This is a genomic window from Mesorhizobium sp. CA13, assembly GCF_020165235.1.
Classification (GTDB): domain Bacteria; phylum Pseudomonadota; class Alphaproteobacteria; order Rhizobiales; family Rhizobiaceae; genus Mesorhizobium.
In genome coordinates, this window is the sequence record NZ_JAIUHS010000002.1 from 165,891 (window position 1) to 192,565 (window position 26,675).

Genomic DNA, 26,675 nt, shown 5'->3' on the forward strand with positions numbered 1-26,675 from the left:
TTTGCGCCGCTGTCCTTTGGCGCCGACTGATCCCATGATCGGCCGGGAAATTCCAGAGGGGACATCATGGAACGCACTGCACCGGAAATCACCTTGATCGCTCAGCCGGACGATCCGCTGCCACTGGGCAAGGCCGCCCTGCTCGGCCTCCAGCACGTGCTGGCGATGGATGTTTACATCGTGCCGTTCATCATCGCATCGGTCCTGGCCTTCAGCGCGGGCGATGCCGGGGCCTTCATCCAGTCGGCCTTCGTCGCGGCGGGCATCGCGACCCTGATCCAGTCGCAGCTCCTCATGCGCCTGCCGGTGGTGCAGGGACCGTCCTTTGTGCCGATCGGCGCGGTGCTGGCCATAGCCTTCGGCGCCGGCGGCGGCATTGCCGGTCTTTCCGCCGTGATCGGAGCGCTCATTCCCGGCGCCATACTGGTCATGCTGCTCGGTTCGCCGACGGGGCTCTTCCATCGCCTGGTGGACCGCTTTGTCCCGCCCATCGTCGGCGGCGCCATCATCATCGTCGTCGGCATCGCGCTGATGCCGGTCGCACTCCGCGAAAGCGTGTTCGCGGTCCACGGCACTGCCACCGTCGGCGGCAATATCATCCTTGCCTTTGTTGCGGCGGCGGTGCTCGTCGGCTGCATGCTGACCGGCATGGCGCTCGGCGCAAAGGGCGCCTGGCTGCGCCTGCTCTCCGTGATCATCGCACTTGTGGCCGGCTGCGTGGCCGCCGCCTCCATGAGCCAACTCAACATGGGAGCGGTCTCCGAGGCGACCTGGTTTTCGATGCCGCGCGTCGCATTCCTCAACCTCGACGTGACGTTCTCGCTCTCGGCGACGCTCACGATGCTCATCGTCTATATCGTGGTCCTCGCCGAAACCACCGGCACCTGGTTCGCCGTCGGCGCCGTCATCGACAAGCCCCTGTCGAACGAACAGCTCGACAGGGGCGCCACCGGCGAAGGCCTCGGCTGCCTGGTCAGCGCACTGCTTTGCAGCACCCCGGTCACCGGCTATTCGTCGAATGCCGGCATCATCGCCATCACCGGCATCGCCAGCCGCGCCGCCTTCGCCGCGGCAGGCATCTTCCTGGTCCTGTTCGGACTGATCGGCAAACTGTCGGCGGTCATCGCCTCGATCCCGGGCCCGGTCATCGGCGGCGTGTTCGGCGTGCTCTGCGTCATCATCGCCATGAACGGGTTCCGCGTCGTGCGCGGCACGCCGCTGACGGAAAGGAACATGCTGGTCGTCGGCCTGCCGATCCTGATGGCCCTGTTTGCGACGCTTGCGCCGCCGGATTTCGTCAAGACGCTTCCCGATATCGTGCAGTACATTCTGGGCTCGTCCATCGCCTTCGGCGCCGTCTGGGCTATCGTGCTGCACCAGATCCTGCCGAGCGCCCGATAGGGACATTCGCAGGCCGCCCCCCGGCGGGTCCGGCCTGCTCTCCACGATAAGCCCGAAGCGCGGTCGATGACCGACCTGTCGAAGCTCTCATACTGCCGGCTGCTCGACGAATTTTTCTGAGCGCCCCTGGTGTCGGCCCCAAGTCCGGCTTGTCTTGATTTTGTCATGCCGCAAGTCTAAGCGGCGGGCACAGGCTCGGCGCACGAAGGATAGTGCGATCCGATACGACGCAGCAATCCGAACGCGCTTTCCGGCAGGGAGATCTGGCGATGATCAAGGCTTTCGTCGTGGACAATGATCGCCTGCGTCTCACCGACGATCTCCTGGCCAATGGCGACAAGGTCGTCTGGGTCGATCTCGCCAATCCGACCAAGGACGAAGAAGCCACCATCGAAAGCTGGCTCGGCATCGCCATCCCGACCCGCGAGGAGATGGAGGAGATCGAGATTTCCAGCCGCCTCTATATCGAGGACGGCGCCTACTTCATGACCGCCACCTTGCCCGCACAGACCGAGGTCGACGATCCCCTGATCTCGCCGGTCACCTTCGCGCTCGCCGGCAACAGGCTGGTCACCGTGCGCTATCACGAACCGAAGGCCTTCAAGACCTTCCCCTTGCGCGCCGAGAAGGTGGCGACCGGCTGCACCAGCGGCGACACCATCCTGATCGGCCTGCTGGAAGCGATCGTCGACCGGCTCGCCGACATCCTCGAGCGCGCCGGCCGTGACGTCGAAGCGATCTCTCGCGACATTTTCGAGGCGCGGTCGACCAAGGTGTCGAAGCGCAATCGTGACTTCCAGGAACTCTTGAAGGGCATCGGCCGCAAGGAGGACCTCGCCTCCTCCGTGCGCGACAGCCTGATCTCCTTGCAGCGGCTAGCCGGCTTCCTCGCCCATGTCGCGACCCAGGCCAAGATGAGCAAGGACATCCGCGCCCGCATCAAGACCTTGTCGCGCGACGTGCTTTCTCTTGCCGACCACGCCACCTTCCTGTCGCAGAAGATCTCCTTCCTGCTCGACGCCACGCTCGGCATGATCTCGATCGAGCAGAACGCCATCATCAAGATCTTCTCGGTCGCCGCCGTCATCTTCCTGCCGCCGACGCTGGTCGCCTCGATCTACGGCATGAATTTCGACATCATCCCCGAGCTCAAATGGGAGCTCGGTTATCCGTTCGCGATCGCCATGATGGTTCTGTCGGCGATCCTGCCCTTCTGGTATTTCCGCCGCCGCGGCTGGTTATGATCACAACGGCCGGCCGATCGCCCGCGGCTGGCTCACCAGAAAGGGCTTGACCAAACGCCGTCCGGCCTGCATCCGGGTTTGCCGATCCATGTGGATCGCGCGTTCTGCAACCGGATTCCACGCCATGACTGGAAAGACATGGGCCTATGAGGACTTCGTCGAAGGAGCCTCGTTCGACCTCGGCACCAAACAGGTGAGCGCGGCCGAGATCATCGAGTTCGCCAGCGAATTCGATGCCCAGCCGATGCATCTCGACGAGGAGGCCGGCAAGGCAAGCATCCTGGGCGGCCTCTCGGCCTCGGGCTGGCATACCTGCGCCATGTTCATGCGCATGCTGTGCGACGCCTTCCTGCTGGACTCGACCTGCCAGGGCGCGCCCGGCGTCGATCAGGTCAAATGGAAGAAGCCGGTGCTGGCCGGCGACACGCTCAAGGGCAGCCTCGTCGTCATCGCCAAGCGTCCTTCGAAATCGAAGCCCCAGCTCGGCTTCGTGACCATGCGCAGCGAGCTGGTCAACCAGCGCGGCGAAAGCGTCTTCGAGCTCGAGAATTCCGTCATGTTCCTCACGCGCAATGCCGCGGGGAGCCTCGCATGACGCTGGACGAATTCTTCCGCGTCGGCACCACCGTCACGCTGGGCTCGCATACGTTCGAAGCCGAGGCGATCAAGGCCTTCGCCCGCAAATACGACCCCCAGGTCTTCCACGTCGATGAGGACGCCGCGAAGAAGAGCGTGCTGGGCGGGCTGTGTGCATCCGGCTGGCATACCGCCGCCACCTGGATGAAGCTCAACCTCGAAACCCGCATGGACGCCGAGTGGACCGGCCCTGGCCCGACGCCCGAATTCGGCCCCTCGCCCGGCTTCAAGAACCTGAAATGGCTGAAGCCGGTCTACGCCGGGCAGACCGTGACCTTCACCCGTACCGTCCTTTCCCACCGCCCGATCGCCTCACGTCCGGGCTGGCGGATACTGACCTTGCGCTCGGAAGCCTTCGACTCGACCGGCGACAAGGTACTGGAATTCGAGAGCGCCGTGCTGGTTAAGGTGGAGTAGTGAGTAGTGAGTAGTGAGTAGGAAATAGCGCGGAAACATTTCCGAGCATCATTTCTCTTTTCACTACTCACTACTCACTACTCACTACTCACTAGTGCCCCTAGTGTCCCTCGAACCCGATCAGCGTCCGCACCGGCACGCCGAGCGCTTCCAGCTTGGCGCGGCCGCCGAGATCCGGCAGGTCGATGACGAAGCAGGCGGCAAGGATATCGGCGCCGATCTGGCGCAGGAGATTCACCGCCGCCTCCGCCGTGCCGCCGGTGGCGATCAGGTCGTCGACCAGGATCACTTTCTCGCCCGGCGACACGCCGTCCTTGTGCATCTCCATCTCGTCCAGCCCGTATTCCAGGCTGTAGGCGACTCGCACCGTCTCGTAAGGCAGCTTGCCCTTCTTGCGGATCGGCACGAAGCCGGCGGAGAGCTGATGGGCAACGGCGCCGCCGAGGATGAAGCCGCGCGCTTCGATGCCGGCGATCTTGTCGATCTTCTCGCCGGCGTAGGGATGCACCAACTCATCGATTGCGCGGCGGAAGGCGCGCGCATTGCCGAGCAGCGTGGTGATGTCGCGGAACAATATGCCGGGCTTGGGATAGTCCGGGATGGTGCGGATCGCCGCCAGCAGCGTGTCTTCCAGCGAAGGTTTCATGAGGCGGCTCCGGATGGTCCAGTTTCGGCGGAAAGGCGTGAAATGGCGCTGCGCCAAATCTAACCCGGCGCGACCCACGACGGCTAGCGCTATGTGGCGGCCGAGACAAGCGCATCCGGCGAAAGGATCACATACGTCCAAAGGCTTGCCTCTGCCGGCGCCGCGATCTTTCGCATCGAAGCGATGGCCATCACCGATAACGCAAATTCTCGCGGGTCAACTGTTCGATCGAGCTGCACCCCATCAGCTTCATGCCGCGTTCGATCTCGATGCGCATCTGCTCGAGTGCCCGTTCGACGCCAGGCTGGCCCGCCGCCGCCAGCGGAAACAGATAGTAGCGTCCGACGCCGACGGCCTTGGCGCCGAGCGACAGCGCCTTGAGCACATGTGTGCCGCGCTGCACGCCGCCATCCATGATGACGTCGATCTTGTCGCCGACCGCGTCGACGATTTCGGCGAGCTGGTCGAAAGCCGCCCGCGAACCGTCCAGCTGCCGGCCGCCATGGTTCGACAGCACGATGCCCTTGCAGCCGATCTCGACGGCGCGCCTGGCATCCTCCACCGACATGACGCCCTTGAGGCAGAATGGTCCCGGCCAGAGCCTCACCATCTCGGCGACGTCGTCCCACGTCATCGACGGATCGAGCATTTCGGTGAAGTAGCGGCTGATCGACATCGTGCCGCCGCCCATGTCGACATGCTCGTCCAGCTGCGGCAGCTTGAACGCCTCATGCGTGAAATAGTTGATCGCCCAGGCAGGCTTCAGCGCGAACTGGGTCATTCCCGCCAGGTTGAGCTTGAAGGGGATCGCAAAACCGGTGTGCTTGTCGCGCTCGCGGTTTCCCCCGGTGATGCTGTCGACGGTCAGCATCATCACTTCGACGCCGATCTCCCGTGCCCGCTGCATCATCGCCCGGTTGAGGCCCCGATCACGATGGAAGTAAAACTGATAGACCTGGGGTCCACTGCTGATTTTTCGCACTTCCTCGAGGCTGACGGTGCCGAGCGAGGAGACGCCGAACATGGTGCCGTACTTTGCAGCGGCCCTGGCGACCGCCCGTTCGCCCTGATGGTGGAACAGCCGCTGGAGAGCGGTCGGCGAACAGTAGAACGGCATCGCCAGCTTCTGGCCCATGACGGTCACCGACATGTCGACCTCGCTCACCCCGCGCAGCACGTTGGGAACGAGGTCGCAGGTCTCGAAGCTCTCGGTGTTGCGGCGGTAGGTGACCTCGTCGTCCGCCGCGCCGTCGATATAGTTGAAGATCGGCCCCGGCAGCCGCCGCTGCGCCATGCGGCGGAAATCCGAAAAATTGTGACAGTCGTTGAGCCGCATCATGGAACCCCAAACGCCCTATAGGCGGCAAACCTTTCGCTGCCGTCGGGGCGTCGAATAGCAATCGCCTGCCGCGCTGCCAACCGGCTTGTTGGACAAGAAAGCGACCACCTCATGCGCCAGCCCCTTCGGCAAGCAAAAAGGGCGCCTCGCGGGCGCCCTTTTCTCGATCTGCGGCCGCGCGGCTTAGTGCGCGACGCCTTCCCAAACCTTGCGCTTGGTCATGTACACCAGTGCGCCGAACAGGAGCAGGAACACCAAGACCCGGAAGCCGGTCTTCTTGCGGGCTTCCATGTGCGGCTCGGCCGCCCACGCCAGGAACGCCGACACGTCGCGGGAGTACTGGTCGACGGTCTGCGGCGCGCCGTCGTCATAGGTCACCTGGCCGTCGGAAAGCGGCTTGGGCATCTTCAGCGACACACCGGACATGAAGTACGGATTGTAGTGCGTGCCCTCCGGGATGACCATTCCAGCCGGGGGCGTCTGGTCGTAGCCGGTCAGCAGCGAGTGGATGTAGTCCGGGCCGCCTGCATCATACTGGGTGAAGATGTCGAAGACGAACTGCGGAAAGCCGCGCTCGACGCCGCGCGCCTTGGCCAGCAGCGACATGTCGGGGGGAGCCGCGCCACCGTTGGAGGCGGCAGCGGCTTCCTGGTTGGCGAACGGCGCCGGGAAATGGTCGGACGGCTTGCCGGGACGGTCGAACATGTCGCCGGCATCGTTGGGGCCGTCATGGATGGTGTATTCGGCCGCCAGCGTCTTGATCTGCGCGTCGGAATAGCCGAGGTCCGAAAGCGTGCGGAACGCCACCAAATTCATCGAATGGCAGGCGGAGCAGACTTCCTTGTAGACTTTGAGGCCGCGCTGCAGCTGCGCCTTGTCATAGGTGCCGAACGGGCCGGTGAAGCTCCAGTCCATTTCCTTCGGTTCGTTGATCGGGAAATGCGTCGGCGCCGCCGCGTTATGCGCCTCTTCGGCCGCGATCGCCCAAGTGCCCGCGGCCCCAATGCCGGCGGCCACAAGGCCGACCAGCGCAAGCGAGGTGAGAATCTTTTTCATGCCAAATCCCCTTAGATTCTCTACCGCTCAGCCCTTGGTCTCAGGTGCCGCCGTGGCGCCCGCCGGATGCCCGCTGCCGCCCTTGTTCTTTTCGAGCACCGCCTCGGTGATCGAGTTCGGCAGTCTGCGTGGCGTCTCGATCAGGCCGAGCACCGGCATGATGATCAGGAAGAAGGCGAAGTAGAACAGCGTCGCCATCTGCGCCATGAACACATAGCTGCCTTCCGCCGGCTGCGAGCCCAGCCAGCCAAGCAGGATGGCATCGGCCACGAACAGCCAGAAGAACAGCTTGTACCAGGGCCGGTAGACCGCCGAGCGCACCTTGGAGGTGTCGAGCCACGGCACCAGGAACAGCATGGCGATGGCACCGAACATGCACAGCACGCCGCCGAGCTTGGAGTTGATCGGCCCTATGTTGAAGGTGATGGCGCGCAGGATCGCGTAGAACGGCAGGAAGTACCATTCCGGAACGATATGGGCTGGTGTCTTCAGCGGGTTGGCGACCGTGTAGTTGTCGGGGTGGCCGAGATAGTTCGGCAGATAGAAGACGAAATAGGCGAAGAAGAACAGGAACACGATCATGCCGAACGCGTCCTTGATGGTCGCGTAAGGAGTGAAGGCGACGGTGTCGGTCTTCGACTTGACCTCGATGCCGGTCGGGTTCGACTGGCCCACGACATGCAGCGCCCAGATATGCAGCACGACGACGCCGGCGATCATGAACGGCAGCAGGTAATGCAGCGCGAAGAAGCGATTGAGGGTCGGATTGTCGACCGCGAAACCACCCAGCAAAAGCTGCTGGATCCAATCGCCGACCAGTGGAATGGCGCTGAAGAAGCCGGTGATGACGGTGGCGCCCCAGAAGCTCATCTGGCCCCACGGCAGCACGTAGCCCATGAAGCCGGTCGCCATCATCAGGAGATAGATGATGCAGCCGAGGATCCACAGCAGCTCGCGCGGCGCCTTGTAGGAACCGTAATAGAGGCCGCGGAAGATATGGATGTAGACCGCGACGAAGAAGAACGACGCGCCGTTGGCATGCATGTAGCGCAGCAGCCAGCCGGAATTCACGTCGCGCATGATCTTTTCGACCGAATCGAAGGCCAGATTGGTGTCGGACGTGTAGTGCATGGCGAGCACGATGCCGGTCAGGATCTGCGCCACCAGCATGATCGACAGGATGCCACCGAAGGTCCAGGCATAGTTGAGGTTGCGCGGCACCGGATAGGCCACGAAGCTGTCATAGATCAGCCGCGGCAGAGGCATGCGCGCATCAAACCAGCGCTCGATACCGGTCTTGGGCGTATAGGTCGAGTGTCCCTCGCTCATCGAATTATCCCCTGCCTCAACCGATAAGGATCTTGGTATCGGAAATGAACTTGAATACCGGCACAGCCATGTTCTCGGGCGCCGGGCCTTTGCGGATGCGGCCGGCGGTGTCGTATTGCGAACCGTGGCACGGGCAGAACCAGCCGCCGAAATCGCCTTCCTGGCCGAGCGGAATGCAGCCCAGATGCGTGCAGACCTGAACCATCACCATCCAGGCTTCCTTGCCGGGCGTGGTGCGGTTGGCGTCGGTCGCCGGCGCGTCGGCCGGCAGGTTGGCGTTGCGGGCGATCGGATCCTTGAGATCGGCGAGATTGACGGCCTCGCCGTCCTTCATCTCCTTCTCGGTGCGGTTGCGCACCACGACCGGCTTGCCGCGCCACTTGACGATCAGCGACATGCCCGGCGTCAGCGAGGAGACGTCGACCTCGACCGACGCGAGCGCCAGCGTCGAGGCATCGGGGCGCATCTGGTCGATGAACGGCCAGGCGACGGCGCCCGCGCCGACCACGGCGGCCATGCCGGTGGCGACGTAGAGAAAATCTCGACGGTTGGGATCCTGGGTGTCGGTTGCGCTCACGGGTGCCTGATCCTTTCGCCTCTTCCGTGCCGGTGGCCGAGCCTTGTTCCCCGCCCATTCACGCCAACCCGACAGCGCATGGCAAACAGGCTAGCGAATTCCTCCGGCATTTGGGCTTCGGTTTATGCGTGAAGTCCGTTTTTGTCCAGACGGGTGAAGGCACAAGGGCAGATTGTCGCGGGGGCAGAATCCGCCACCGCCCGACAAGACGACGAATGGCTGTGAAACACCGCCAAACAACCGGGAAACAACGGCTAATCCGGCGTCCAGCTTCGCCTCGACACCTGGCCCCGGGATGGTCTATCCTGCACCATGGCGCATGTCATAGACCGCGAGGAATGGGCTGTTCGCCCCGACCGCTGGAAGGGCGAGTTGCAATGCGCCCCCTACGGCTCCAATTCCTGCCTGATCTTCAACTATCTGCCGGAGACCGGCGGCGGACCGCGCCTGCATTCCCATCCCTACGCCGAGATCTTCATCATCCGCCAGGGCACCGGCCTGTTCACGGTCGGCGATGAGGAGATCGAGGCCTCCGCCGGCCAGATCGTCATCGTGCCGCCCGGCACGCCGCACAAATTCACCAATCTCGGCCCCGGCCCGCTGGAAACGACCGACATCCACGAGAACGGCACTTTCATCACCCAGTGGCTGGAGTGATCCCGGCCCAAGTGATTCCTGGAAAGCGCAATTCCTGGAAAAGTGTGAAACGCTTTCCGTCCGCAACGGCATCAAAATAATCCAGCCCTGTCGGTTTTCCGATCGCCGCCTAGATCTATGGCATAGGCAGCCGGCAGGGCCAGGACATGCAAACCTCTGAAATCGAAATCGAAGGGCTGAGCATAGCGATCCGCGAGGCAGGCCCGGCTGAAGCGCCTGCATTCCTGCTGCTGCATGGCTGGCCGCAAAGCTCCTATGCGTTCGAAGGGGTAATCGGCCGGCTGGCTGCCGACTACCGGGTCGTCGCACCTGACTTGCCCTGCATCGGCGGCTCGCAAGGCATGCCTGAGGCCGGCGACAAGAGAACCCTGGCGAGGCTGATGAGAGGCGTTGCCGAGGCTTGCGGGCTGCGGCACCTCGTGGCGGCCGGTCATGATGTCGGCGGCCAGATCGTGTTCGCCCTGCTGCGCGACCATCCTGAGATCCTTTCCGGCGCGGCGATCATGGATGTCGCCGTTCCAGGTGTCGCGCCATGGGAAGAGGTCATTCGCAATCCGCGGATCTGGCACTTTGCCTTCCATGCCGTCCCGGCGCTGCCGGAAACGCTGGTGAGCGGCCACCAAAGCACCTATTTCGACTTCTTCTTCAATGTGCTTTCGAAGGATCGGGCGTCGATCCCCGCGCAGGCCAGGGAAATCTATGCGAGAGCCTATTCCCGGCCTGAAAGCCTCCAGGCCGGTTTCGATTGGTATCGCGCCTTCCCCGAAGATGCCAAAGCCAATGCCGCGCAGCCCGCGACGCCGATCGCGATTCCGGTGTTGTATCTCAGGGGTTCGGCCGAGTCCGGCGACATCGGCGACTATGTCGAAGGCCTTAGGGCCGCCGGGCTTTCCAATGTCGAAGGCGACATTATCGCCGACAGCGGGCACTTCGTCGCCGACGAGAATCCCGAAGCGCTCGCCATCCGCCTTGCGAGATTCCACAGGGAGATCGGCGCGGCAAACGCCGACCCTACATGGCGCCGAGCCTGACCAGCACCGCCTTCGGGATGTCGTATTCGCGGATGACGGCATCGTGCTTTCGAAGGCCGCAGAGCTCGCGCTGGATGAAGTAGCCGTGCACCGCCACCGCCGCCTCCTTGAGCAGCCGGGGACGCAACTGCTCGTCGTCATTGTTGCGCAGCCGGGCCAGCGTTTCTTCGACGCGCTGTCCGGCGCGGCCGAGCGCCGCCGCCTTCTCGGCAAGGACTTCATGGCCGAGCGCGTCGAAGGCGGCCTCAGCGGCCGAGGCGCCGGTCAGACGGGACGGCGGGCGCAAGGACATTTCAACCTCCTTTCTCGAAAATCATCCGGTGCGTGACGAATTCTTCGCCCGCCACCGGCGCGAAGCCAAGCCGCTCATAAAAGCCGAAGGCTTCCTGAGGCGCACGGGTGTTGAGCACGGCGAAATAGTGGCGCGCCCTGTCGACAACGGTCTCGACCAGCATGCGGCCAAGGCCCGTGCGCCGATGGCGCGCGCCGACGAACAGATGCCGGACCCGGCCGTGGTCCCTTCCCTCGAAATAGGGATCGATGTTCAGCCCGCACACGCCGGCGAGTTCGGCGCCGTGCCATGCTCCGAACAGCGCCTCGCCCTGTTTCAGGAACTTGTTGCGGCCGCTTGTCCAGCCGTCGCGAAGCCGCACCAGCATCCAGTAGCCTTCCCGTCGGCTCTCTTCCATCAGCGCATCGAAGGCCGGCGTCGTCGGCCGCAGCCGTTTCAGCAGATAGCCGGTCTCCTGCGTCGCGCCCATGCCGCTACTCCGCCGGCCGCGTCTCTTCCAGCACGGCTTCCTCGTGATAGAGGAAGCCGCCGGACTGACGCTTCCACAGCCGCGCGTAGAGCCCGTCGAGCGCCACCAGCTCGTCATGCGTGCCTTGTTCAACAATGCGGCCGCCGTCGAGCACGACCAGACGGTCAAGCGCGGCGATGGTCGACAGCCGGTGAGCGATGGCTATGACCGTCTTGCCTTCCATCAGCCGCGTCAGGTTTTCCTGGATCGCCGCCTCGATGTCGGAATCGAGTGCCGAGGTCGCCTCGTCCAGGATCAGGATCGGTGCATCCTTGAGGAAGACACGGGCGATCGCCACGCGCTGGCGCTGGCCGCCCGATAGTTTGACGCCGCGCTCGCCGACATAGGCTTCGTAGCCCTGGCGGTCGCGATTGTCGCGCAAGGTCAGGATGAAATCATGCGCCTCGGCTTTCCTGGCCGCCGCGATCACCTGCGCGTCGGTGGCGTCGGGCATGCCGAGTTTGATATTGTCGCGCAGCGAACGGTGGAAAAGCGCCGTGTCCTGACTGACGACGCCGATATTGGCGCGCAGCGAATTTTGCGTCACCCGGGAGACGTCCTGGCCGTCGATGGCGATCTTTCCGCCTTCGAGTTCGTACAACCGCAGGATAAGGTTGGCGAGCGTGGTCTTGCCGGCGCCGGACGGCCCGACCAGGCCGACCTTCTCGCCCGGCCGCACCACGAGATCGATGCCGTTGAGCACGCCGAACCCCTTGCCGTAGTGGAACTCGACATTCTTCACCTCGATGCGCCCGCCGGCCACGACCAGTTCCCCGGCGTTGGGTGCATCGACTAGGCCGAGCGGCTGCGAGATCAGCGCCTTGGAATTCTCCAGCACGCCGAGATTGCGCAGGATGCTGTTGAGCTGCATCATAAGCCGGCCAAGCAGCATGTTGAGCCGCAGCACCAGCGACAGCGTGAAGGCGACCGCGCCGACGGTGATCGAGCCCTCGACCCAGAGATAGACGGCAAAGCAGCCGATCGCCGTGATCATGATGCCCGACAGCGTCGTCAGCGCCATGCGCACGCCGGTCAGCCGGCGCGTGAACGGGCGCAACGCGTCGAGATAGATGTCGAAGCCGCTTCTGATGTAGCGGTCGTCGCCATCGGCGGAGAACAGTTTCAGCGTCTGCACGTTGGAGTAGGAATCGACGATGCGGCCGGTGATCATCGACCCCGCCTCCGCGGTGGCCTCGGCATGTTTGCGGATCGCCGGCAGATAGAGCCTGGCCAGAAAGCCGAAGGCTGTGATCCAGATCACCACCAGCACAGCGAGCCTCAGATCCAGTCCCGCGACCAGCGCCAGCGTCGTCACCGTATAGACGATCATGAACCAGACGACCTCGATGAAGCTTTCCATCAGGTCGCCGGTCGCTTGCCCGGCCTGCCAGACTTTTGTCGCGATGCGGCCGGCGAAATCGTTCTGGAAGAAGGAATAGGACTGGCGCGACACGTGCCGGTGCGCCTGCCAGCGCACCAGATTGTAGAAGCCGGGCGTGATTGTCTGCTCGTCGACCAGCGCCGACAGGCCGACGACGATGGTACGGACGACCAGCACGACGACGACCATGAACACAAGCTCCGGCCCGGCGGCCGTCCAAAGCGCATGCCAGCTGCGTTCGCCGGGAAGCTGGTCGAGGATGTCGACCAGCCGCCCGACAAAGTAGAACAGCCCGGCCTCGACCAGCGGCGCGATGCCGCCGATGACCAGCATGGCGAAGAAGGCGAACTTGGCCTGGCCGACATAGTGCCAGAGAAAACCGGCGACGCCGGACGGCGGCCGAAGATTCGCGGGCTCCCTGAACGGATAGACCCAGTTCTCGAACCAGCGATAGACGGCTGTCATCATGCGGCGGCGGCCATCATTCTGCGGCTTGTCCCTTTGCGCCAACGTCATTGGCAACAACGTCGTTTGCGGCACCGATCGGGCCGTCATCGAGCAGGAAACCGCCCGACTGGCGCTGCCAGAGCTGCGCGTAGAGCCCGCCCTTGGCCACCAGTTCCTCGTGCGAACCTTCCTCGATGACGCGGCCCTGGTCCATCACCACAAGCCTGTCCATCGCCGCGATGGTCGACAGCCGGTGGGCGATGGCGATGACGGTCTTGCCTTGCATGAGCTTATAGAGGTTCTCCTGGATGGCCGCTTCCGCCTCGGAATCCAGCGCCGACGTCGCCTCGTCAAGGATAAGTATGGGCGCGTCCTTCAACATAACGCGAGCAATGGCGATGCGTTGCCGCTGGCCGCCGGACAGTTTGACGCCGCGGTCGCCGACATAGGCGTCGAATCCCTTGCGGCCGCTATGGTCCGAAAGGCCGCCGATGAAGTCCAGCGCCTCGGCGCGCCGCGCAGCCTCGACAAGCATGTCGTCGCTGGCGTCGGGCCGGCCATAGAGGATGTTTTCGCGCACCGAACGATGCAGCAACGAGGTGTCCTGCGTGACCATCCCGATCTGGGCGCGCAGCGAATCCTGTTTCACCGCTGCGATCTCCTGGCCGTCGATCAGGATACGGCCGGCTTCGAGGTCGTAGAACCGCAGCAGAAGATTGACCAGCGTCGACTTGCCGGCGCCGGAGCGGCCGACAATGCCGACCTTCTCGCCCGGCTTCACCGCCAGCGACAGGTTCTCGATGATGCCCTTCTGCTTGCCATAATGGAAGCGGATGTCTTCGAAGCGGATCTCGCCTTTGGCGACCGTGATCTCCTTCGCACCGGGCCTGTCCTCGACAAGGCGCGGCAGCGAGATCGAGGCGATGCCGTCCTGCACCGTGCCGATATTCTCGAACAGGCCCGACATCTCCCACATGATCCACTGCGACATGCCCCACATCCTCAGAACCAGGCCGATGACCACGGCGACCGCGCCGATCGTCACCGCCTGGCCCAGCCACAGCCACAGCGAGATGGCGGTAACCGAGAACAGGAGAAGCGCATTCAGGATGTAGAGCGAGCCGAACAGCACCGTCACCAGCCGCATCGACCGGTAGACCGTGTCGAGGAAGCCCATCATGCCCTCCTTGGCGAAGGAGGCCTCGCGGCGGGCATGGCTGAACAGCTTGACCGTCTGGATGTTGGAGTAGCTGTCGACAACGCGGCCGGTCATGACCGAGCGCGCATTGGCCTGTTCCTCGCCGACCTTGCCCAGCCGAGGAATGAAATAGCGCAGCAGAAGGATGTAGCCGACCACCCAGACGCCGAGCGGCGCGGCCAGCCGCCAGTCGGCCGAGCCGACGATGAGCAGCATGCCGAGGAAGTAGACGATGACGTAATTCAGGACGTCGATCACCTTGATCACGCATTCGCGCACGGCGAGTGCCGTCTGCATTAGCTTGGTGGCGATGCGACCGGCGAATTCGTCCTGGTAGAAGCTCATCGACTGCTTGAGCAGATAGCGATGCACCTGCCAGCGGATACGCATGGGATAGTTGCCCATCAGCGTCTGCTGGTTGAGCAGCGAATGCAGCCATACCGTGCCAGGCAGCGCGAACAGCACGATGAAGGCCATGCTGGCGAGCTTCCAGCCCTCCGTCTGCAGGAAGGTTTCTCGGTTCTGCCCCGAAAGCCAGTCGACGATGCGGCCGAGGAAGCCGAACATCCATACTTCCGCGATGGCGATTGCCGCCACCAGCACCGCATCGACAAGGATATAGGGCCATGCGCCGCGCGTGTAATGCAGGCAGAAGGCAACCAGGGTCTTGGGCGGCTCGACCGGCTCCGCGGCCGGGAACGGATCGAGCCTTTTTTCAAACCAGCTAAACAACAACATAGGTCATGCTCATGAAATCTGTTTCCGCTCACGCGGCGCGTGAACGTACGAAGTCCTCGGACCGCATGGCGCCGAGGGCCGACGGTCCGGAATCATCCGGACCGTCGGCCCTGCTTCGCGCTATATAGGGGCTCGCGGGCTTTTCGCCGACAGGCTCTTTTGCCGATCCTGACGGTGCGGTGTCGACAAGTCGGATCTTCGCGCCCGGCCGGATCGCCCGGATGATGCGGCGCACCAACGAGGGCCGGCTCGGGTCGGGAACCGCTCGCGAGAAATCGACATCGGGCAACATGCCGCGATGCGGACGCCGGCGAACCTCGGCGTGGACCGCCGACGAATAGGTTTCGCCGATCAACAGCGCCCAGGTCGGCAGCCGGTGGATATGCAGGCTCCTCGAGCCAGGGATTCTGTAGGGATCGAACATCGGTCCGTCCTCCGTGTGGAAATAGAGATAAAAAGGGTGTTCGACGTCCTGCCGCGGGATCGGCGGCTGATCAGTCGAGACGCGTTGGGGTGGGGCCATCGGCCCCTTCGGCAGCTTGAAAAACATCGCAGGATTCCTTCGAAGACCAGTGAATGGTTTCGGCGGAAATCGGTGCGGAAGCGTCTAAGAGATCAGGAGAACCGTCGTACCGAAACCGCCAGGGGGCATGTAAGCCCACGGAGAGGGTGCTGGATGTGCATGGTCATCATGAATTACCCCTCCTTCGGTTCGGGTTGACAATGTACGCTGTATACCCGACTTCGCAGAAAATGGCCACCCGCAGGTCCAGCAATTTCCAAAACCGCGAAGCCGCTGTGGCCGATTTGCCACTTAACAGAAGGATGCGGAAATGAACGACCGTCTCCGCATCGCCCTCTACCAGCCTGACATCGCCGGCAATACCGGCACAATCCTGCGCTTCGCTGCCTGCCTCGGGATCGGCGTCGACATCATCGAACCGGCCGGCTTTCCGCTTTCCGATAAAACGCTCAGGCGCGCCGGCATGGATTACCTCGAAATGGCTGCCCTGACCCGGCATGTCGACTGGCACGCCTTCGAGGAGTGGCGCAAGGCCCGCGCGCACCGGCTGGTCCTGCTGTCGACCAAGGCCGCGACTCCATACACCAGCTTCAACTTCGCCACTGGCGACATCCTTTTGTTCGGCCGCGAATCCGCAGGCGTGCCGGATCCGGTCCATCAGGCGGCGGACGCGCGGCTGACGATTCCGATGCAGGCCGGCGCGCGCAGCATCAATGTCGCGCTCTCCGTCGCCATGGTGGCCGGCGAAGCCATACGGCAATTGGGCCAGAATGCCATCTGCTGAAGCGGCGGCCACGGTACCGCCGGCGGCGGCGACACGGCCCTCGCCCGTCATTCTCACCCAGGCGCACATCGCCATCTCCTGTCATTTGCATGTCGATGGCTTCTTCGCTACAAGCTCAACTTAACTTGAGGTCAAGCGGAAAAGTGCGAGATGGCGCCAGCAGCGGAATTAACGGTTGGCCAAGTGGCCGCGCGCAGCGGTGTCGCGGTGTCGGCGCTGCATTTCTACGAAGCTCGCGGCCTGATCCGCAGCCACCGCACGTCAGGCAACCAGCGCCGCTACGGCCGCGACGTGCTGAGGCGCGTGGCCATCATCAAGATCGCGCAGGAGGTCGGCATTTCGCTGGCCGAGATAGCGACGGCGCTTCAATCCCTGCCTGAGGGCCGCACCCCGACGCGCGACGACTGGAGCCTGCTGTCGACCGCCTGGCGCGACGGGCTCGACCGCAAGATCGGTCAATTGAAGAAATTGCGCGACGGGCTGACCGACTGCATCGGCTGCGGCTGCATGTCGATCGACAAATGTCCGCTCCGCAACAAGGATGACCGGCTGGCCAGGCAAGGAACAGGGGCGAGAAGGCTGGTTCTTCCTTCTCTTGGTTCACGGAGAGAAGGTACCTGAGCGTAGTGAAGGCGGATACAAGGGCGGCGCCTGTATTGGTTGTCCCCGTAAACAGGGCGAGGAAATCCTAATCCGCCGCCGGCAGGCGCCTTATGGTGAACTCGATCAAATCGCCCGGCCGTTCGAACCAGCTTTCGATCTCGGTCCAGTAAGCCTGCTTGGGGAAGCGCTCGAACCATTCCTTTGCCTTCAAGCGAGCGTCCGAACGCGGCAGGACGAAGGTTTCGCGCAAAAATCCGTCGCGCGGCATGCGCGCGCGTTCAGCCCGGCTTTGATCGAGCCTTTTCTTCAGGCCATCCAGCGGCGGTCTTGCCGGGGTGCGCACGAAGGTCTCCTTGCTCCGATCAGATCAGACTTGACCCTTTCCCCTAAGAGATTAGGGATCGCGCCGGCAAAAGACGAGTCATTTGTAGGGGCCGGCCGCCCCGAAACCGGAGACAGCACTTGGAACGACCTGAAATACCGGCTGGCCTGCCCGCCGACATCGAAGAAAAGAAGATGAAGGCACGCCTGTGGTTCGAGGCATTGCGCGAACGCATCTGCGGTGCTTTCGAGCTGATCGAGCAGGATCTCCAGGGCCCGCTCGCTTCATGGTCGCCGGGTCGGTTCGAAAGGACGCCGTGGGAGCGTGACTCCGGCAAGGGCGGTGGCGGAACCATGTCGATGATGCACGGCCGAGTCTTCGAGAAGGTTGGCGTCCACACCTCGACGGTTTATGGCGAGTTCTCGCCCGAATTCAGGAAGCAGATGCCCGGCGCCGAGGAGGACCCGCGCTTCTGGGCATCCGGCATTTCGCTGATCGCGCACCCTTGGAACCCCAACGTTCCGGCCGTGCACATGAATACGCGCATGGTCGTCACCTCGCGCCATTGGTTCGGCGGCGGCGCCGACCTTACCCCGGTGCTCGACCGGCGCCGCGCGCAGGACGACCCCGACACAATGGCCTTCCACCGCGCCATGCAGTTCGCCTGCGAGAAGAATGCCGGTGTCGCCGACCATGCGAAATTCAAGGCCTGGTGCGACGAGTACTTCTTCCTTCCGCATCGCAACGAGCCGCGCGGCACCGGCGGCATCTTTTTCGACTGGCTGCATTCGGGGCAGGACAAAGGCGGCTGGAATGCCGATTTCAACTTCGTCCAGGATGTCGGGCGCGCTTTTCTCGTCGTCTATGGCCATCTCGTGCGGGGCAATTTCAACGAGAACTGGACCGATGGCGACCGTGACGAACAGCTCATCCGCCGCGGCCGTTATGTCGAGTTCAATCTGCTTCATGATCGCGGCACCATTTTCGGCCTGAAAACCGGCGGCAACGTCGCCTCGATCCTCTCCAGCCTGCCGCCGGAGGCGCGCTGGCCGTAAAAAGATGGTGAGCGCGCCGTGAGCCGCATTGATGTCCCATTCGCCTCGAAATGGGCATCGAATGTGGCGCGGGAGCCCTCGCAAAGTTTCTTTTTCGTCTAATAGGCTTCGGAAAAGACTGGGCTATTTGTCAGGACGGGTCGGGAAGCGCCGGCGGTTCGCCTGCGCAATTCCAGGAGCGCAGAGCGGTTCTCCGTCCGGAATTGCGTCAGAACGAAGCGGATCGCGACTCGACGCAACCGGACGGCCCAGGACGATGCGGGACACCTTCGCCAAAAAGGGGTGCCCGCGCTTTCCAGGAGTACTTCGCAATGCGCAAGATCATTGTTTCGGCCGCAGCGGCTGCCCTTCTCGCTTCCGGTTCGGTGGCATTCGCCGCCGTCAAGCACACCACCGGCACGATCAAGACCTTTGATACGGCGGCCAAGAGCCTGGTTCTCGACAATGGATCGTCTTTTACGCTTCCCCGGACCTTCAAGGATCCTGGCCTGAAGGTCGGCGAGAAGGTCAGAGTTTCATGGGACATGAGCGGCAAGGATAAGGTTGCCGAGGCAGTCAAGATCATGAAGTGATGACCTGCCCACAGGGCTGGCGTAAGAGGGCGGAGCAGCGCTGCTCCGCCTTTTTGCCGTTGACGGTAATCAATGCCACCCCATCTGTGTTATGGTTTCACCCGCTCGCGGTCCAACCGGTTTCAAGGTCGGACAACGCGCCAAGAAGATGTGGAGTCCCTGCCGCCTTTTGCAGGACGGTCGACCGGACTCCATGGAGGAAAAGGAGAAATCCCATGAAGGAATTCCACTGCGGCTCGCTCGTTCCGGGTTGTGAATGGCACACGCGCGCCGAGGAGGAAGCCGAGGTCATGCGCCGTGCCGTCGAACATATGCGTGAGACGCATGGCGAGACGATCATCCGCGAAACGATGATCGAAGCGATCCGCTCGCGCATCGAGAAGGTCCGCGACGCCGCCTGATTTGGAGCAAGTTCCGGGAAATCGCAGCGATTTCCGCCCGGATTGCGTTGACGGATGCTTTATCCGGCCTTCAGGGCCTGCGCGGCGCGCTTGAGCAGCGCGTCGCGATCGGGCCCAAACCCGGCATCGACCCATTCCACTTCGAGATTCCTGAGGATCGCGCCGAGTTTTGGCCCGGGTATCCCCCCGATCGCCGTCAGATCGGCGCCCTTGAGTGGAAACACGGGCCTTTCCCATCTCAGCGCGAAGGCGAGAAGTCGGGAAAAGCCGCCGGCCTCGATGAGCGCATCGGTCTGGTCCACCGCGCGCACCCGTGCCGCTGCGAGTGACAGGCGAAGCCGGTCGACGACCCCCTGCCGGTCGCCGCGGTAGAGCGTCTTGGCCAGTTCGCCTTCGGTCGTTTTCGGCTCGATTCCCGGCGTAAGCGCCCAGTGGCGCAAACGGTTTGCTTCCGCCGTCGACAGTCTCAGCCGCTCGGCCAGCGTCTTCATGCGCGCCGCGTCCGGCGGCACGATCGCCTCCAGCCTGAGCATCGGCTCCGCGGTCCAGCCCAGATCCTTCTCGGCTCTGGCCAGGCCGTGGATCGCATCGATGCCCCATTTCTCGCTTTCCGGCAGCACACTGGTCAAAACGCTCGCCTGCCGCATCCACAACAGCGCGCGGGACGGATCGGCCGCCGACAACAGCTTTTTGAGTTCGGACCAGACACGCTCGGCCGAGAGCTGCACGAGCCCTCCCTTCAGCCGGGCGCAAGCCTTCAGCCCCTCGGCGTCCGGCCGACCTTCGCCATACCAGGCGAAGAAGCGGAAAAAGCGCAGGATACGCAGATAGTCCTCGCGGATACGCGCTTCCGGATCGCCGATGAAGCGCAGCCGGCGCGCCTCGATGTCGGCGACGCCGCCGACCAGATCGACGACCGTGCCGTCGGCTTCCGCGTAGAGCGCGTTGATGGTGAAGTCGCGCCGCTCGGCATCAAGCTTCCAATCCCGCCCGAAGGACACTTTGGCGCGGCGGCCGTCGGTCTCGATATCCGCGCGCAGCGTGGTGATTTCATAAGGCTTGCCGCCGGCAATCACGGTGATCGTGCCGTGCTCGATGCCGGTGGGAACGGTCTTGAACCTCGCCGCCTCGGCGCGGCGGATTGTCTCCTGCGGCAGGCAGGTGGTGGCGATGTCGATGTCGGCGACAGGCTGGCCGATCAGCGTGTTGCGCACTGCGCCGCCGGCGACCCGCGCTGTCTCGCCGCCGCTCGCCAGAATGGCAAGCAGGCGCTGCAGATGCTTGTCGCCGAGCCAGTCGGCCCTGTCAGCGATCGAGACCTTCACGCATAGAGCCTTTCATAGAGCGTGCGGATGATGCCGGCGGTGACGCCCCAGATGCGCCGGTCGCCATAGGGCATGTCGTAGAAGAACCATTCGAGATCGTTCCAAATGCGGCTGTCCCTGATGTGGTTGGCCGGATCCATGAGGAAGCGCAGCGGCACTTCGAAGGCCAGGTCTACCTCCTCGGCATTGAGCGTCAGCTGGAAAGGCGGCCGCACGATGCCCAGCACCGGCGCGATCCTGTAACCGCTGCCCGCGACGTAATCGGGCATGCGGCCGATGACCTCGATATGGTCCCGGCCAAGGCCGATCTCCTCGAAGGTCTCGCGCAGCGCCGCTGCTTCCGGACTGGCGTCGGTCGCATCGATCGTTCCGCCGGGAAAGGCCACCTGCCCGGAGTGGTTGCGCAGCGTCTCGGCCCGCTTGGTCAAAAGAACCGTGGCATCGCCCTGGTGATCGACGATCGGGATCAGCACCGCGGCATCGCGCAGCGGTTTTGCCCGGTGGAGGCGCGGATGGCCTGGATTGAAGCGATGATCGCCATAGTCGTCGCCGGCATGCGCCTGCGGCTGCGCGGCAAAGCGGGCGCGCAGATCGGCAATGGAAAACGGCGTCGGCGTCACCTGGTCCATCATGAACTGTCCGTCACGCGCTCAGCTGCCTCAGCCTGTCGGCCGGCATGATCGGATAGGCCTGGCCTTTGGAGCGAACGGCAAACATCAACCTGCCGTCGATCTCGATTTCCTCGCCATGCTCGACCAGTTCGTACATCACCGGCCGCGCCACCAGCGCCTCCAGCCGCCCGCGCACCAGCACATAAGGCTTCAGCCCGCCGGTCTCGTGCTCGTCGACGAAGCGCAGCGGCCGCTCCGGCCCGGCCTCGACGACGTCGCCGACATTGGTGCGAAACGTGATGATCTGGCTCTCGCCACTGCCCGAGACATCCAACTCGACGGCGATGAAGGGTGCGTCGACGACGCGGATGCCCACCTTTTCCACCGGCGTCACCAGATAGGTCCTGCCATCCGCGTCCTTGCGCAGCACCGAGGAAAAAAGCTGCACCAGCGGCATGCGGCCGATCGGCGTGCCGAGATAGAACCAGGTGCCGTCGGCTTTGATTTCCATATCCAAATCGCCGCAGAAATCGGGATTCCAGCGCTCCACCGGGGCGGGCCCCTTGCCGGCGCGGGCCGCGCGCGAGATCAGCGCCTCGAGGCCGCGCGCCTCGGTCGCGGCCGCCAGGCTTTGCTGTCTTTGTTCGGAGCCCTCTGCCATCGTCACGAAATAGTCACTGTTGTTGCGCTTGTCAGCCTAACTCTGTGATTTAAATTTGACGGCAGGCGCCAGACGGAGCCGAATCGCGGCATTCTGCGTCAAGCTGGTATTTCCAACCACAAGGATCGATGCTGCATGAGCGTGATGGTCAAGGAAAGCCCGATCAGCGAAAAAGACATGGTCGCCGAGGCCGAGAAGGCGCTGGCCGACATTTCCAGGGTCCGCGACGGGGTCGGTCGCATCATCTTCGGCCAGGAAAGTGTCGTCGAACGCGCTTTGGTGGCGCTTCTGGCCGGCGGCCACGCGCTGCTGGTCGGCGTGCCCGGCCTCGCCAAGACCAAGCTGGTCGAGACGCTGGGCATCGTGCTCGGCCTCGATTCGCGTCGCATCCAGTTCACCCCCGACCTGATGCCCTCGGACATTCTCGGCTCCGAGGTGATGGAGCAGGACGAATTCGGCAAGCGCTCCTTCCGCTTCATTCCGGGGCCGATCTTCGCGCAGTTGCTGATGGCCGACGAGATCAACCGCGCCTCGCCGCGCACCCAGTCGGCGCTGCTGCAGGCCATGCAGGAGTATCACGTCACCATCGCCGGTGCCCGCCACGACCTGCCCTCGCCTTTCCATGTGCTCGCGACGCAGAACCCGCTGGAGCAGGAAGGCACTTATCCGCTGCCCGAGGCACAGCTCGACCGTTTCCTGATGCAGGTCGACATCCTCTATCCCGAACTCGAGGCCGAGCGCCGCATCCTTTTGGAAACCACCGGCGTCGAGGACGCGAAGGCGCAGAATGTGCTGCAGCCGGCGCGGCTGAGGGATATCCAGACGCTGATCCGCCGCATGCCGGTGCCTGAAAGCGTGGTCGAGGCGATCCTGGCCCTGGTGCGCTCGGCGCGCCCCGGCCAGGGAAACGCCGAAACCGACAGGCATGTCGCCTGGGGCCCGGGTCCCCGCGCCAGCCAGGCACTGATGCTGTGCACGAGGGCGCGCGCGCTCTATGATGGGCGGCTGGCGCCGTCGGTCGACGATGTGCGTGCTCTGGCCGAGCCGGTGCTGCAGCACCGCATGGCGCTGACCTTCGCCGCCCGCGCCGAAGGCACCAGCGTGCGCGACGTGGTGGCCAAGCTCGTGAAAGGGATTTGATGGCGCGCATCGGCGAGCTCCAGGCTCCGGCAGCGACGCGCGACGCGCTCGCCCGCGGCCGGTTGCGGGCTTCGCTCGTGCCCGACCTGCTGGTCGAGGCGCGCCGCATCGTCAACACCGTGATCGCCGGCTGGCATGGCCGCCGCAAGCGCGGCATCGGCGAGAATTTCTGGCAGTTCCGGCCCTATGTCGAAGGCGATTCCTCGCGCATCGACTGGCGCCGCTCGGCCCGCGACGACCACACCTATGTGCGCGACCGCGAATGGGAAGCGGCCCATACGGTGTGGCTGTGGGCCGACCCCTCCCCGTCCATGCTCTATAAGTCGTCCGGTGCCGCCGTTTCCAAGCAATCGCGCGGCCTGGTGCTGGCGCTGGCCATGGCCGAGCTGTTGTCGCGCAGCGGCGAGCGCATCGCCTGGCCCGGCCTTACCGATCCGTTCACCGCCCGCAATGGCGCGGAGCGCATCGCCGCCCAGCTCATGCATGCCGGCGAGTTGCCGGCCAAGCCCGATCTCTCCGGCATCCGCCGCTTCTGCGACATCGTCATCGCCAGTGATTTCCTCGACCCGGTGGAGGAGACCATGGCCTGGCTCGACGTGCTCGCCCGCCACGGCGTGCGCGCGCATCTGATCGAGGTCGCCGATCCGGCCGAGGAGACATTCCCCTATGCCGGCCGCACCGAATTCACCGACCCGGAGAGCGGCGACAAGCTGACCGCCGGACGCGCCGAGGTGCTGGCCGATGAATATCGCCTGCTCTATGGCGCCCGACGCCAGGAACTGGCCAGTTGGTGCAAGCGGCTCGGCTGGAGCTTCACCGTCAACCACACCGATCGGCTGGCTTCCGACGCCCTGGTACGCCTGCACATGGCGATGACCGATGGCGGTCAGCCCGGGCTGACCGCTGTTGGCCGCGCCGGAAAGGCCTCCGCATGAGCTGGCTGCCGCTTTCCTTTGGCGCGCCCATGCTGCTGTGGGGTCTTTTGGCACTGCCGGTGATCTGGTGGCTGCTCAGGCTGACCCCGCCCAGGCCGCAGACCGAGGTGTTTCCGCCGCTGAAGATTCTGGCGCGTGTTCTGAAGCGCGAGGAAACCCCGCAGCAGAGCCCCTGGTGGCTGACACTGCTCAGGCTGCTGATGGCGGCGCTCATCGTCGCCGCCCTTGCCGAACCGGTCTTCAATCCGCGCGAGAAATTGCCGGCCGAGGGCGCGGCCCTGGCGCTGGTCGTCGACAATGGCTGGGCAAGCGCCGCCGACTGGAACAAGCGCATCGCAACCGCCGAGCGGCTGATCGCCGACGCCGGTTCGAACGGCGTGCCGATCATCATCGCCTTCACCGCCGAAAAACCCAATGCCGAGATCGGCCCGTTCGATGCGGCCGCGGCGCTCGACCGCCTGCGCGCGGCAAAGCCGCGGCCGATCCCGACCGACCGGCCGGCGCTCTACGCCCGCGTCGCCGCCGCCCTGGAGCGCCTGCCGGGCGCCAGCGTCGCCGTGCTCGCCGACGGCCTGGCGGCGAAGGGCGACGAGGCCGCCTTCAACACGCTTCTATCCAAAAACGCCGCCCGCGTCGTGTGGGCCGTTGCCGACCGGATGTCGCTGACCGGCCTGACGGGCGCCGAGAACGAGGTCGACGGTTTTGCCCTCACCGCCATCCGGCCGCCCGGCGATGCGGCCCCGGCGCAAGTCACCGCTGGCGCCTTCGACGACAAGGGCCGCCGCATCGCCGATGCGACGCTGACTTTCGCACCCGGCCAATCCACCGCCACCGGCACCATGGCGGTGCCGTTCGAACTGCGCAACGATTTCGCTTCGATCGCGCTCGATGGCGAGCGTCAGGCGGGCGCCGTGCGCGTGCTGGACGAAAGCTCCAAGCGCCGCCGCGTCGGACTCCTGTCGCAGGCCGAGGCCGACCAGGCGCAGCCGCTGCTGTCGCCGCTCTACTACATCAGGCGCGCGCTGCAGCCCTTCGCCGACCTGGTCGAACCTTCCAGCGCCGACCTGGCCGACGCCATTCCGCAGATCCTCGACCAGAAGCCGGCGATGATCGTCATGGCCGATATCGGCACCATTCCCGCACAGATCAGGCCAAGGCTGGTCGACTGGGTTGAAAAGGGCGGCACGCTGGTGCGTTTCGCCGGGTCGCGGCTGGCCGCCGCCGGCAATGACGACGACCTTCTGCCGGTGCGTCTGCGCACCGGCGAACGCTCGCTCGGCGGCGCACTGTCATGGACCACGCCGCAGCCGGTCACCGAATTCCCCAAGGCTGGCCCCTTCGCCGACCTGGCGCCGCCGACCGAGGTGACAGTTTCCAGGCAGGTGCTGGCCGAACCGACGCCCGATATCGTCGAGCGCACCTGGGCAGCGCTTGCCGACGGTACGCCGCTGGTCACCGGGCTGAAGAAGGGCAAGGGCACGCTCGTGCTGTTCCATGTCACGCCCGAAGCAACCTGGTCGAACCTGCCGATCTCGGGAAGCTTCGTCGAGATGCTGCGCCGCATCGTGCAGCTGTCGCGCAACCAGGGCGCCGCGGTTGCCAATGCCGAAGCCGCCGCCACCTCGCTGGCGCCCTACCGCATGATAGCGGCCGACGGAATGCTGGTGCCGCCGACGCCGGATGCGCGCCCGCTGGTGCCGGGCGCCGGCGCTCTGCCGGTGACGTTCGAGAACCCGCCCGGCCTCTATGGCTCGGAGGCCGGCGTCTTCGCTCACAATCTGCTCGATGCGACAAGCACGCTTGCGCCGCTGGCGCGCCCGCAAATCACTGTCCCGGTCACCACGATCCAGTACGCCTTTGACGAATCGCGCAATCTGAAGGGTGCGCTGGTGGCCGCCGCGCTGGCGCTGATGCTGCTCGACACGCTGGCGGTGTTCTGGATGGGCGGCCTGTTGTCGCGCAGGCCTCGCCGCGCCGCCGCCGTAACCGCCATGGCGGCCATTCTGATCGCGCTCGGCGCGTTGTTCGGCCATGTCGGCCCCGCGCGCGCCGACGATGCCAAGCCTGGCGACACCGCCGCCATAGAGGACATCTCCAAGACCCGCATCGCCTATGTGCTGACCGGCGTGCCCGGCGACGATTCGATCAGCCGCGCCGGGCTCGAGGGCCTGACCCGCTTCCTGATCGAAAAGACCGCGCTCGAGCCGGGCGCGCCGGCCGGCGTCGACATCTCCAAGGACGAGCTGTCGTTCTTCCCCCTCATCTATTGGCCGATCGATCCGGCCGCAGCCATGCCCAGCCAGGCCGCGATTGCCCGTATCGATGCCTATATGCAGCAAGGTGGCACGGTGCTGTTCGACACGCGCGACCAGTTCGCCAACGGCATCGGCGCCGACTCGACCAGCCCAGCCACCGAGCGGCTGCGCGACATCCTCGGCAACCTCAACGTGCCGCCGCTGGAGCCGGTGCCGTCGGATCATGTGCTGACCAAATCCTTCTTCATCCTGCCCGAATTCCCTGGCCGCTTCGCCGGCAGCCCGCTCTGGGTCGAGGCATCGCTCGACGCCAGCAATGCCGAAAACCGGCCGGTGCGTACTGGTGACGGCGTCTCGCCGATCATGATCACCGCCAATGATTTCGCCGGCGCCTGGGCCGTCGACGAGAATGGCGACCCGCTGCTGCCGACCGTGCCCAACGATCCGATGCAGCGCATCTATGCGCTGCGCGCCGGGGTCAACATCATGATGTACATGCTGACCGGCAACTACAAATCCGACCAGGTGCACGTGCCCATATTGCTTGAACGGTTGGGGCAGTAAGATGACGCTCGTCCTTGCGCCCGCCCC

At 64.4% G+C, this 26,675-nt stretch carries 28 protein-coding genes; 14 read left to right on the top strand and 14 right to left on the bottom strand.

All coding sequences use genetic code 11. The features are described from left to right. Positions 1-66 precede the first annotated feature (66 nt). From LB566_RS06350 to LB566_RS06365, 4 genes are all read left to right on the top strand, one after another. On the top strand, positions 67-1,401 hold the full coding sequence (locus LB566_RS06350; RefSeq protein WP_224623768.1) for a uracil-xanthine permease family protein: 1,335 nt from the start codon (positions 67-69) through the stop codon (positions 1,399-1,401). A 269-nt stretch (positions 1,402-1,670) separates the two neighbouring features. Beyond that, positions 1,671-2,645 carry a magnesium/cobalt transporter CorA gene (gene corA, locus LB566_RS06355; protein WP_224623769.1) on the top strand — a complete coding sequence of 325 codons (975 nt, stop codon included), beginning with the start codon at positions 1,671-1,673 and terminating at the stop codon, positions 2,643-2,645. 124 nt (positions 2,646-2,769) lie between these two features. Then, positions 2,770-3,240, top strand: coding sequence for a MaoC family dehydratase (locus tag LB566_RS06360; protein ID WP_224623770.1), 471 nt, complete (start codon positions 2,770-2,772; stop codon positions 3,238-3,240). After that, positions 3,237-3,698 carry a MaoC family dehydratase gene (locus tag LB566_RS06365; RefSeq protein ID WP_224623771.1) on the top strand — a complete coding sequence of 154 codons (462 nt, stop codon included), beginning with the start codon at positions 3,237-3,239 and terminating at the stop codon, positions 3,696-3,698. The genes LB566_RS06360 and LB566_RS06365 overlap by 4 nt, the downstream gene beginning before the upstream one ends. A 100-nt stretch (positions 3,699-3,798) precedes the next feature. Here the strand turns inward: LB566_RS06365 and LB566_RS06370 are convergent, their stop codons facing one another. From LB566_RS06370 to petA, 5 genes are all read right to left on the bottom strand, one after another. Further along, complete coding sequence (locus LB566_RS06370; RefSeq protein WP_140496033.1) at positions 3,799-4,344, bottom strand: adenine phosphoribosyltransferase; 546 nt, start codon at positions 4,342-4,344, stop codon at positions 3,799-3,801. A 190-nt stretch (positions 4,345-4,534) separates the two neighbouring features. Next, positions 4,535-5,680 (bottom strand): alpha-hydroxy acid oxidase, encoded by a 1,146-nt coding sequence (locus LB566_RS06375; RefSeq protein ID WP_224624111.1) that lies wholly within the window; start codon positions 5,678-5,680, stop codon positions 4,535-4,537. A 186-nt stretch (positions 5,681-5,866) separates the two neighbouring features. Continuing rightward, positions 5,867-6,739: a cytochrome c1 gene (locus LB566_RS06380; RefSeq protein ID WP_224623772.1), complete on the bottom strand. Its 873-nt coding sequence runs from the start codon at positions 6,737-6,739 to the stop codon at positions 5,867-5,869. A 27-nt stretch (positions 6,740-6,766) separates the two neighbouring features. Then, a complete protein-coding gene (locus LB566_RS06385) occupies positions 6,767-8,068 on the bottom strand; it encodes a cytochrome b (protein ID WP_140496035.1) in 1,302 nt (433 codons plus the stop codon). 16 nt (positions 8,069-8,084) lie between these two features. After that, a complete protein-coding gene (gene petA, locus LB566_RS06390) occupies positions 8,085-8,645 on the bottom strand; it encodes a ubiquinol-cytochrome c reductase iron-sulfur subunit (RefSeq protein WP_140496036.1) in 561 nt (186 codons plus the stop codon). Positions 8,646-8,957: 312 nt separating this feature from the next. On the opposite strand from petA, the gene LB566_RS06395 reads away from it, so the two are divergent. Both LB566_RS06395 and LB566_RS06400 read left to right on the top strand, forming a co-directional pair. Then, positions 8,958-9,302 carry a cupin domain-containing protein gene (locus tag LB566_RS06395; RefSeq protein ID WP_224623773.1) on the top strand — a complete coding sequence of 115 codons (345 nt, stop codon included), beginning with the start codon at positions 8,958-8,960 and terminating at the stop codon, positions 9,300-9,302. A 146-nt stretch (positions 9,303-9,448) separates the two neighbouring features. Next, on the top strand, positions 9,449-10,333 hold the full coding sequence (locus LB566_RS06400; protein ID WP_224623774.1) for an alpha/beta fold hydrolase: 885 nt from the start codon (positions 9,449-9,451) through the stop codon (positions 10,331-10,333). Here LB566_RS06400 and LB566_RS06405 read toward each other — a convergent pair. From LB566_RS06405 to LB566_RS06425, 5 genes are read right to left on the bottom strand one after another with little or no spacing between them, the layout of a single operon-like run. Further along, positions 10,314-10,625 (bottom strand): DUF6665 family protein, encoded by a 312-nt coding sequence (locus LB566_RS06405; protein WP_224623775.1) that lies wholly within the window; start codon positions 10,623-10,625, stop codon positions 10,314-10,316. The two genes, LB566_RS06400 and LB566_RS06405, sit on opposite strands and share 20 nt — an antisense overlap. Position 10,626: 1 nt before the next feature. Continuing rightward, positions 10,627-11,094, bottom strand: a complete 468-nt coding sequence (locus LB566_RS06410) for a GNAT family N-acetyltransferase (protein WP_140549848.1) — start codon at positions 11,092-11,094, stop codon at positions 10,627-10,629. A gap of 4 nt (positions 11,095-11,098) precedes the next feature. Next, complete coding sequence (locus LB566_RS06415) at positions 11,099-12,982, bottom strand: ABC transporter ATP-binding protein (RefSeq protein ID WP_224623776.1); 1,884 nt, start codon at positions 12,980-12,982, stop codon at positions 11,099-11,101. 13 nt (positions 12,983-12,995) lie between these two features. After that, a complete protein-coding gene (locus tag LB566_RS06420; RefSeq protein WP_224623777.1) occupies positions 12,996-14,897 on the bottom strand; it encodes an ABC transporter ATP-binding protein in 1,902 nt (633 codons plus the stop codon). Positions 14,898-14,925: 28 nt separating this feature from the next. Then, a complete protein-coding gene (locus tag LB566_RS06425; RefSeq protein ID WP_181172394.1) occupies positions 14,926-15,447 on the bottom strand; it encodes a hypothetical protein in 522 nt (173 codons plus the stop codon). Positions 15,448-15,730: 283 nt separating this feature from the next. Here LB566_RS06425 and LB566_RS06430 point away from each other — a divergent pair, with 283 nt between their 5' ends. Continuing rightward, positions 15,731-16,204, top strand: coding sequence for a tRNA (cytidine(34)-2'-O)-methyltransferase (locus LB566_RS06430; protein ID WP_224623778.1), 474 nt, complete (start codon positions 15,731-15,733; stop codon positions 16,202-16,204). A gap of 150 nt (positions 16,205-16,354) precedes the next feature. Further along, positions 16,355-16,825: a redox-sensitive transcriptional activator SoxR gene (gene soxR / locus LB566_RS06435; protein WP_140549845.1), complete on the top strand. Its 471-nt coding sequence runs from the start codon at positions 16,355-16,357 to the stop codon at positions 16,823-16,825. Positions 16,826-16,892: 67 nt separating this feature from the next. Here soxR and LB566_RS06440 read toward each other — a convergent pair whose 3' ends face one another. Further along, entirely contained in the window at positions 16,893-17,150 is a 258-nt protein-coding gene (locus LB566_RS06440; RefSeq protein ID WP_023770299.1) for a hypothetical protein, read from the bottom strand. 119 nt (positions 17,151-17,269) lie between these two features. On the opposite strand from LB566_RS06440, the gene hemF reads away from it, so the two are divergent. From hemF to LB566_RS06455, 3 genes are all read left to right on the top strand, one after another. Then, a complete protein-coding gene (gene hemF, locus LB566_RS06445) occupies positions 17,270-18,184 on the top strand; it encodes an oxygen-dependent coproporphyrinogen oxidase (protein WP_224623779.1) in 915 nt (304 codons plus the stop codon). A gap of 311 nt (positions 18,185-18,495) precedes the next feature. Beyond that, entirely contained in the window at positions 18,496-18,756 is a 261-nt protein-coding gene (locus tag LB566_RS06450) for a DUF1344 domain-containing protein (RefSeq protein ID WP_140516926.1), read from the top strand. A 215-nt stretch (positions 18,757-18,971) separates the two neighbouring features. Then, a complete protein-coding gene (locus tag LB566_RS06455) occupies positions 18,972-19,157 on the top strand; it encodes a DUF1059 domain-containing protein (protein ID WP_140496047.1) in 186 nt (61 codons plus the stop codon). A 59-nt stretch (positions 19,158-19,216) separates the two neighbouring features. On the opposite strand, the gene LB566_RS06460 is transcribed toward LB566_RS06455, so the two are convergent. Genes LB566_RS06460 through LB566_RS06470 form a run of 3 tightly spaced genes read right to left on the bottom strand, consistent with a single transcriptional unit; the run spans position 19,217 to position 21,754 of the window. Further along, on the bottom strand, positions 19,217-20,482 hold the full coding sequence (locus LB566_RS06460) for a CCA tRNA nucleotidyltransferase (RefSeq protein WP_224623780.1): 1,266 nt from the start codon (positions 20,480-20,482) through the stop codon (positions 19,217-19,219). After that, a complete protein-coding gene (locus LB566_RS06465) occupies positions 20,479-21,111 on the bottom strand; it encodes a CoA pyrophosphatase (protein WP_140896680.1) in 633 nt (210 codons plus the stop codon). The genes LB566_RS06460 and LB566_RS06465 overlap by 4 nt, the downstream gene beginning before the upstream one ends. 13 nt (positions 21,112-21,124) lie before the next feature. Further along, positions 21,125-21,754 (bottom strand): DUF1285 domain-containing protein, encoded by a 630-nt coding sequence (locus LB566_RS06470; protein WP_140550008.1) that lies wholly within the window; start codon positions 21,752-21,754, stop codon positions 21,125-21,127. Positions 21,755-21,889: 135 nt separating this feature from the next. On the opposite strand from LB566_RS06470, the gene LB566_RS06475 reads away from it, so the two are divergent. The 3 genes from LB566_RS06475 to LB566_RS06485 are packed head-to-tail and all read left to right on the top strand — an operon-like array spanning position 21,890 to position 26,648. Beyond that, positions 21,890-22,894: an AAA family ATPase gene (locus LB566_RS06475; protein WP_224623781.1), complete on the top strand. Its 1,005-nt coding sequence runs from the start codon at positions 21,890-21,892 to the stop codon at positions 22,892-22,894. Next, a complete protein-coding gene (locus LB566_RS06480) occupies positions 22,894-23,829 on the top strand; it encodes a DUF58 domain-containing protein (RefSeq protein ID WP_224623782.1) in 936 nt (311 codons plus the stop codon). Before LB566_RS06475 ends, LB566_RS06480 begins: the two co-directional genes overlap by 1 nt. Further along, positions 23,826-26,648: a DUF4159 domain-containing protein gene (locus LB566_RS06485; protein ID WP_224623783.1), complete on the top strand. Its 2,823-nt coding sequence runs from the start codon at positions 23,826-23,828 to the stop codon at positions 26,646-26,648. Before LB566_RS06480 ends, LB566_RS06485 begins: the two co-directional genes overlap by 4 nt. Positions 26,649-26,675: the final 27 nt, after the last annotated feature.

Excerpts from the sequence above, each read along its gene's own strand:
- LB566_RS06470 (WP_140550008.1), bottom strand. The coding sequence starts at position 21,754 with ATGGCAGAGGGCTCCGAACAAAGACAGCAAAGCCTGGCGGCCGCGACC.
- LB566_RS06410 (WP_140549848.1), bottom strand. The coding sequence starts at position 11,094 with ATGGGCGCGACGCAGGAGACCGGCTATCTGCTGAAACGGCTGCGGCCG.
- LB566_RS06395 (WP_224623773.1), top strand. The coding sequence starts at position 8,958 with ATGGCGCATGTCATAGACCGCGAGGAATGGGCTGTTCGCCCCGACCGC.
- LB566_RS06360 (WP_224623770.1), top strand. The coding sequence starts at position 2,770 with ATGACTGGAAAGACATGGGCCTATGAGGACTTCGTCGAAGGAGCCTCG.
- LB566_RS06370 (WP_140496033.1), bottom strand. The coding sequence starts at position 4,344 with ATGAAACCTTCGCTGGAAGACACGCTGCTGGCGGCGATCCGCACCATC.
- LB566_RS06475 (WP_224623781.1), top strand. The coding sequence starts at position 21,890 with ATGAGCGTGATGGTCAAGGAAAGCCCGATCAGCGAAAAAGACATGGTC.
- LB566_RS06380 (WP_224623772.1), bottom strand. The coding sequence starts at position 6,739 with ATGAAAAAGATTCTCACCTCGCTTGCGCTGGTCGGCCTTGTGGCCGCC.
- LB566_RS06485 (WP_224623783.1), top strand. The coding sequence starts at position 23,826 with ATGAGCTGGCTGCCGCTTTCCTTTGGCGCGCCCATGCTGCTGTGGGGT.
- LB566_RS06465 (WP_140896680.1), bottom strand. The coding sequence starts at position 21,111 with ATGGACCAGGTGACGCCGACGCCGTTTTCCATTGCCGATCTGCGCGCC.
- LB566_RS06415 (WP_224623776.1), bottom strand. The coding sequence starts at position 12,982 with ATGATGACAGCCGTCTATCGCTGGTTCGAGAACTGGGTCTATCCGTTC.
- LB566_RS06420 (WP_224623777.1), bottom strand. The coding sequence starts at position 14,897 with ATGTTGTTGTTTAGCTGGTTTGAAAAAAGGCTCGATCCGTTCCCGGCC.
- LB566_RS06350 (WP_224623768.1), top strand. The coding sequence starts at position 67 with ATGGAACGCACTGCACCGGAAATCACCTTGATCGCTCAGCCGGACGAT.
- LB566_RS06455 (WP_140496047.1), top strand. The coding sequence starts at position 18,972 with ATGAAGGAATTCCACTGCGGCTCGCTCGTTCCGGGTTGTGAATGGCAC.
- LB566_RS06405 (WP_224623775.1), bottom strand. The coding sequence starts at position 10,625 with ATGTCCTTGCGCCCGCCGTCCCGTCTGACCGGCGCCTCGGCCGCTGAG.
- LB566_RS06450 (WP_140516926.1), top strand. The coding sequence starts at position 18,496 with ATGCGCAAGATCATTGTTTCGGCCGCAGCGGCTGCCCTTCTCGCTTCC.
- LB566_RS06375 (WP_224624111.1), bottom strand. The coding sequence starts at position 5,680 with ATGCGGCTCAACGACTGTCACAATTTTTCGGATTTCCGCCGCATGGCG.
- LB566_RS06425 (WP_181172394.1), bottom strand. The coding sequence starts at position 15,447 with ATGTTTTTCAAGCTGCCGAAGGGGCCGATGGCCCCACCCCAACGCGTC.
- corA (WP_224623769.1), top strand. The coding sequence starts at position 1,671 with ATGATCAAGGCTTTCGTCGTGGACAATGATCGCCTGCGTCTCACCGAC.
- LB566_RS06400 (WP_224623774.1), top strand. The coding sequence starts at position 9,449 with ATGCAAACCTCTGAAATCGAAATCGAAGGGCTGAGCATAGCGATCCGC.
- soxR (WP_140549845.1), top strand. The coding sequence starts at position 16,355 with ATGGCGCCAGCAGCGGAATTAACGGTTGGCCAAGTGGCCGCGCGCAGC.
- LB566_RS06385 (WP_140496035.1), bottom strand. The coding sequence starts at position 8,068 with ATGAGCGAGGGACACTCGACCTATACGCCCAAGACCGGTATCGAGCGC.
- LB566_RS06365 (WP_224623771.1), top strand. The coding sequence starts at position 3,237 with ATGACGCTGGACGAATTCTTCCGCGTCGGCACCACCGTCACGCTGGGC.
- LB566_RS06480 (WP_224623782.1), top strand. The coding sequence starts at position 22,894 with ATGGCGCGCATCGGCGAGCTCCAGGCTCCGGCAGCGACGCGCGACGCG.
- LB566_RS06430 (WP_224623778.1), top strand. The coding sequence starts at position 15,731 with ATGAACGACCGTCTCCGCATCGCCCTCTACCAGCCTGACATCGCCGGC.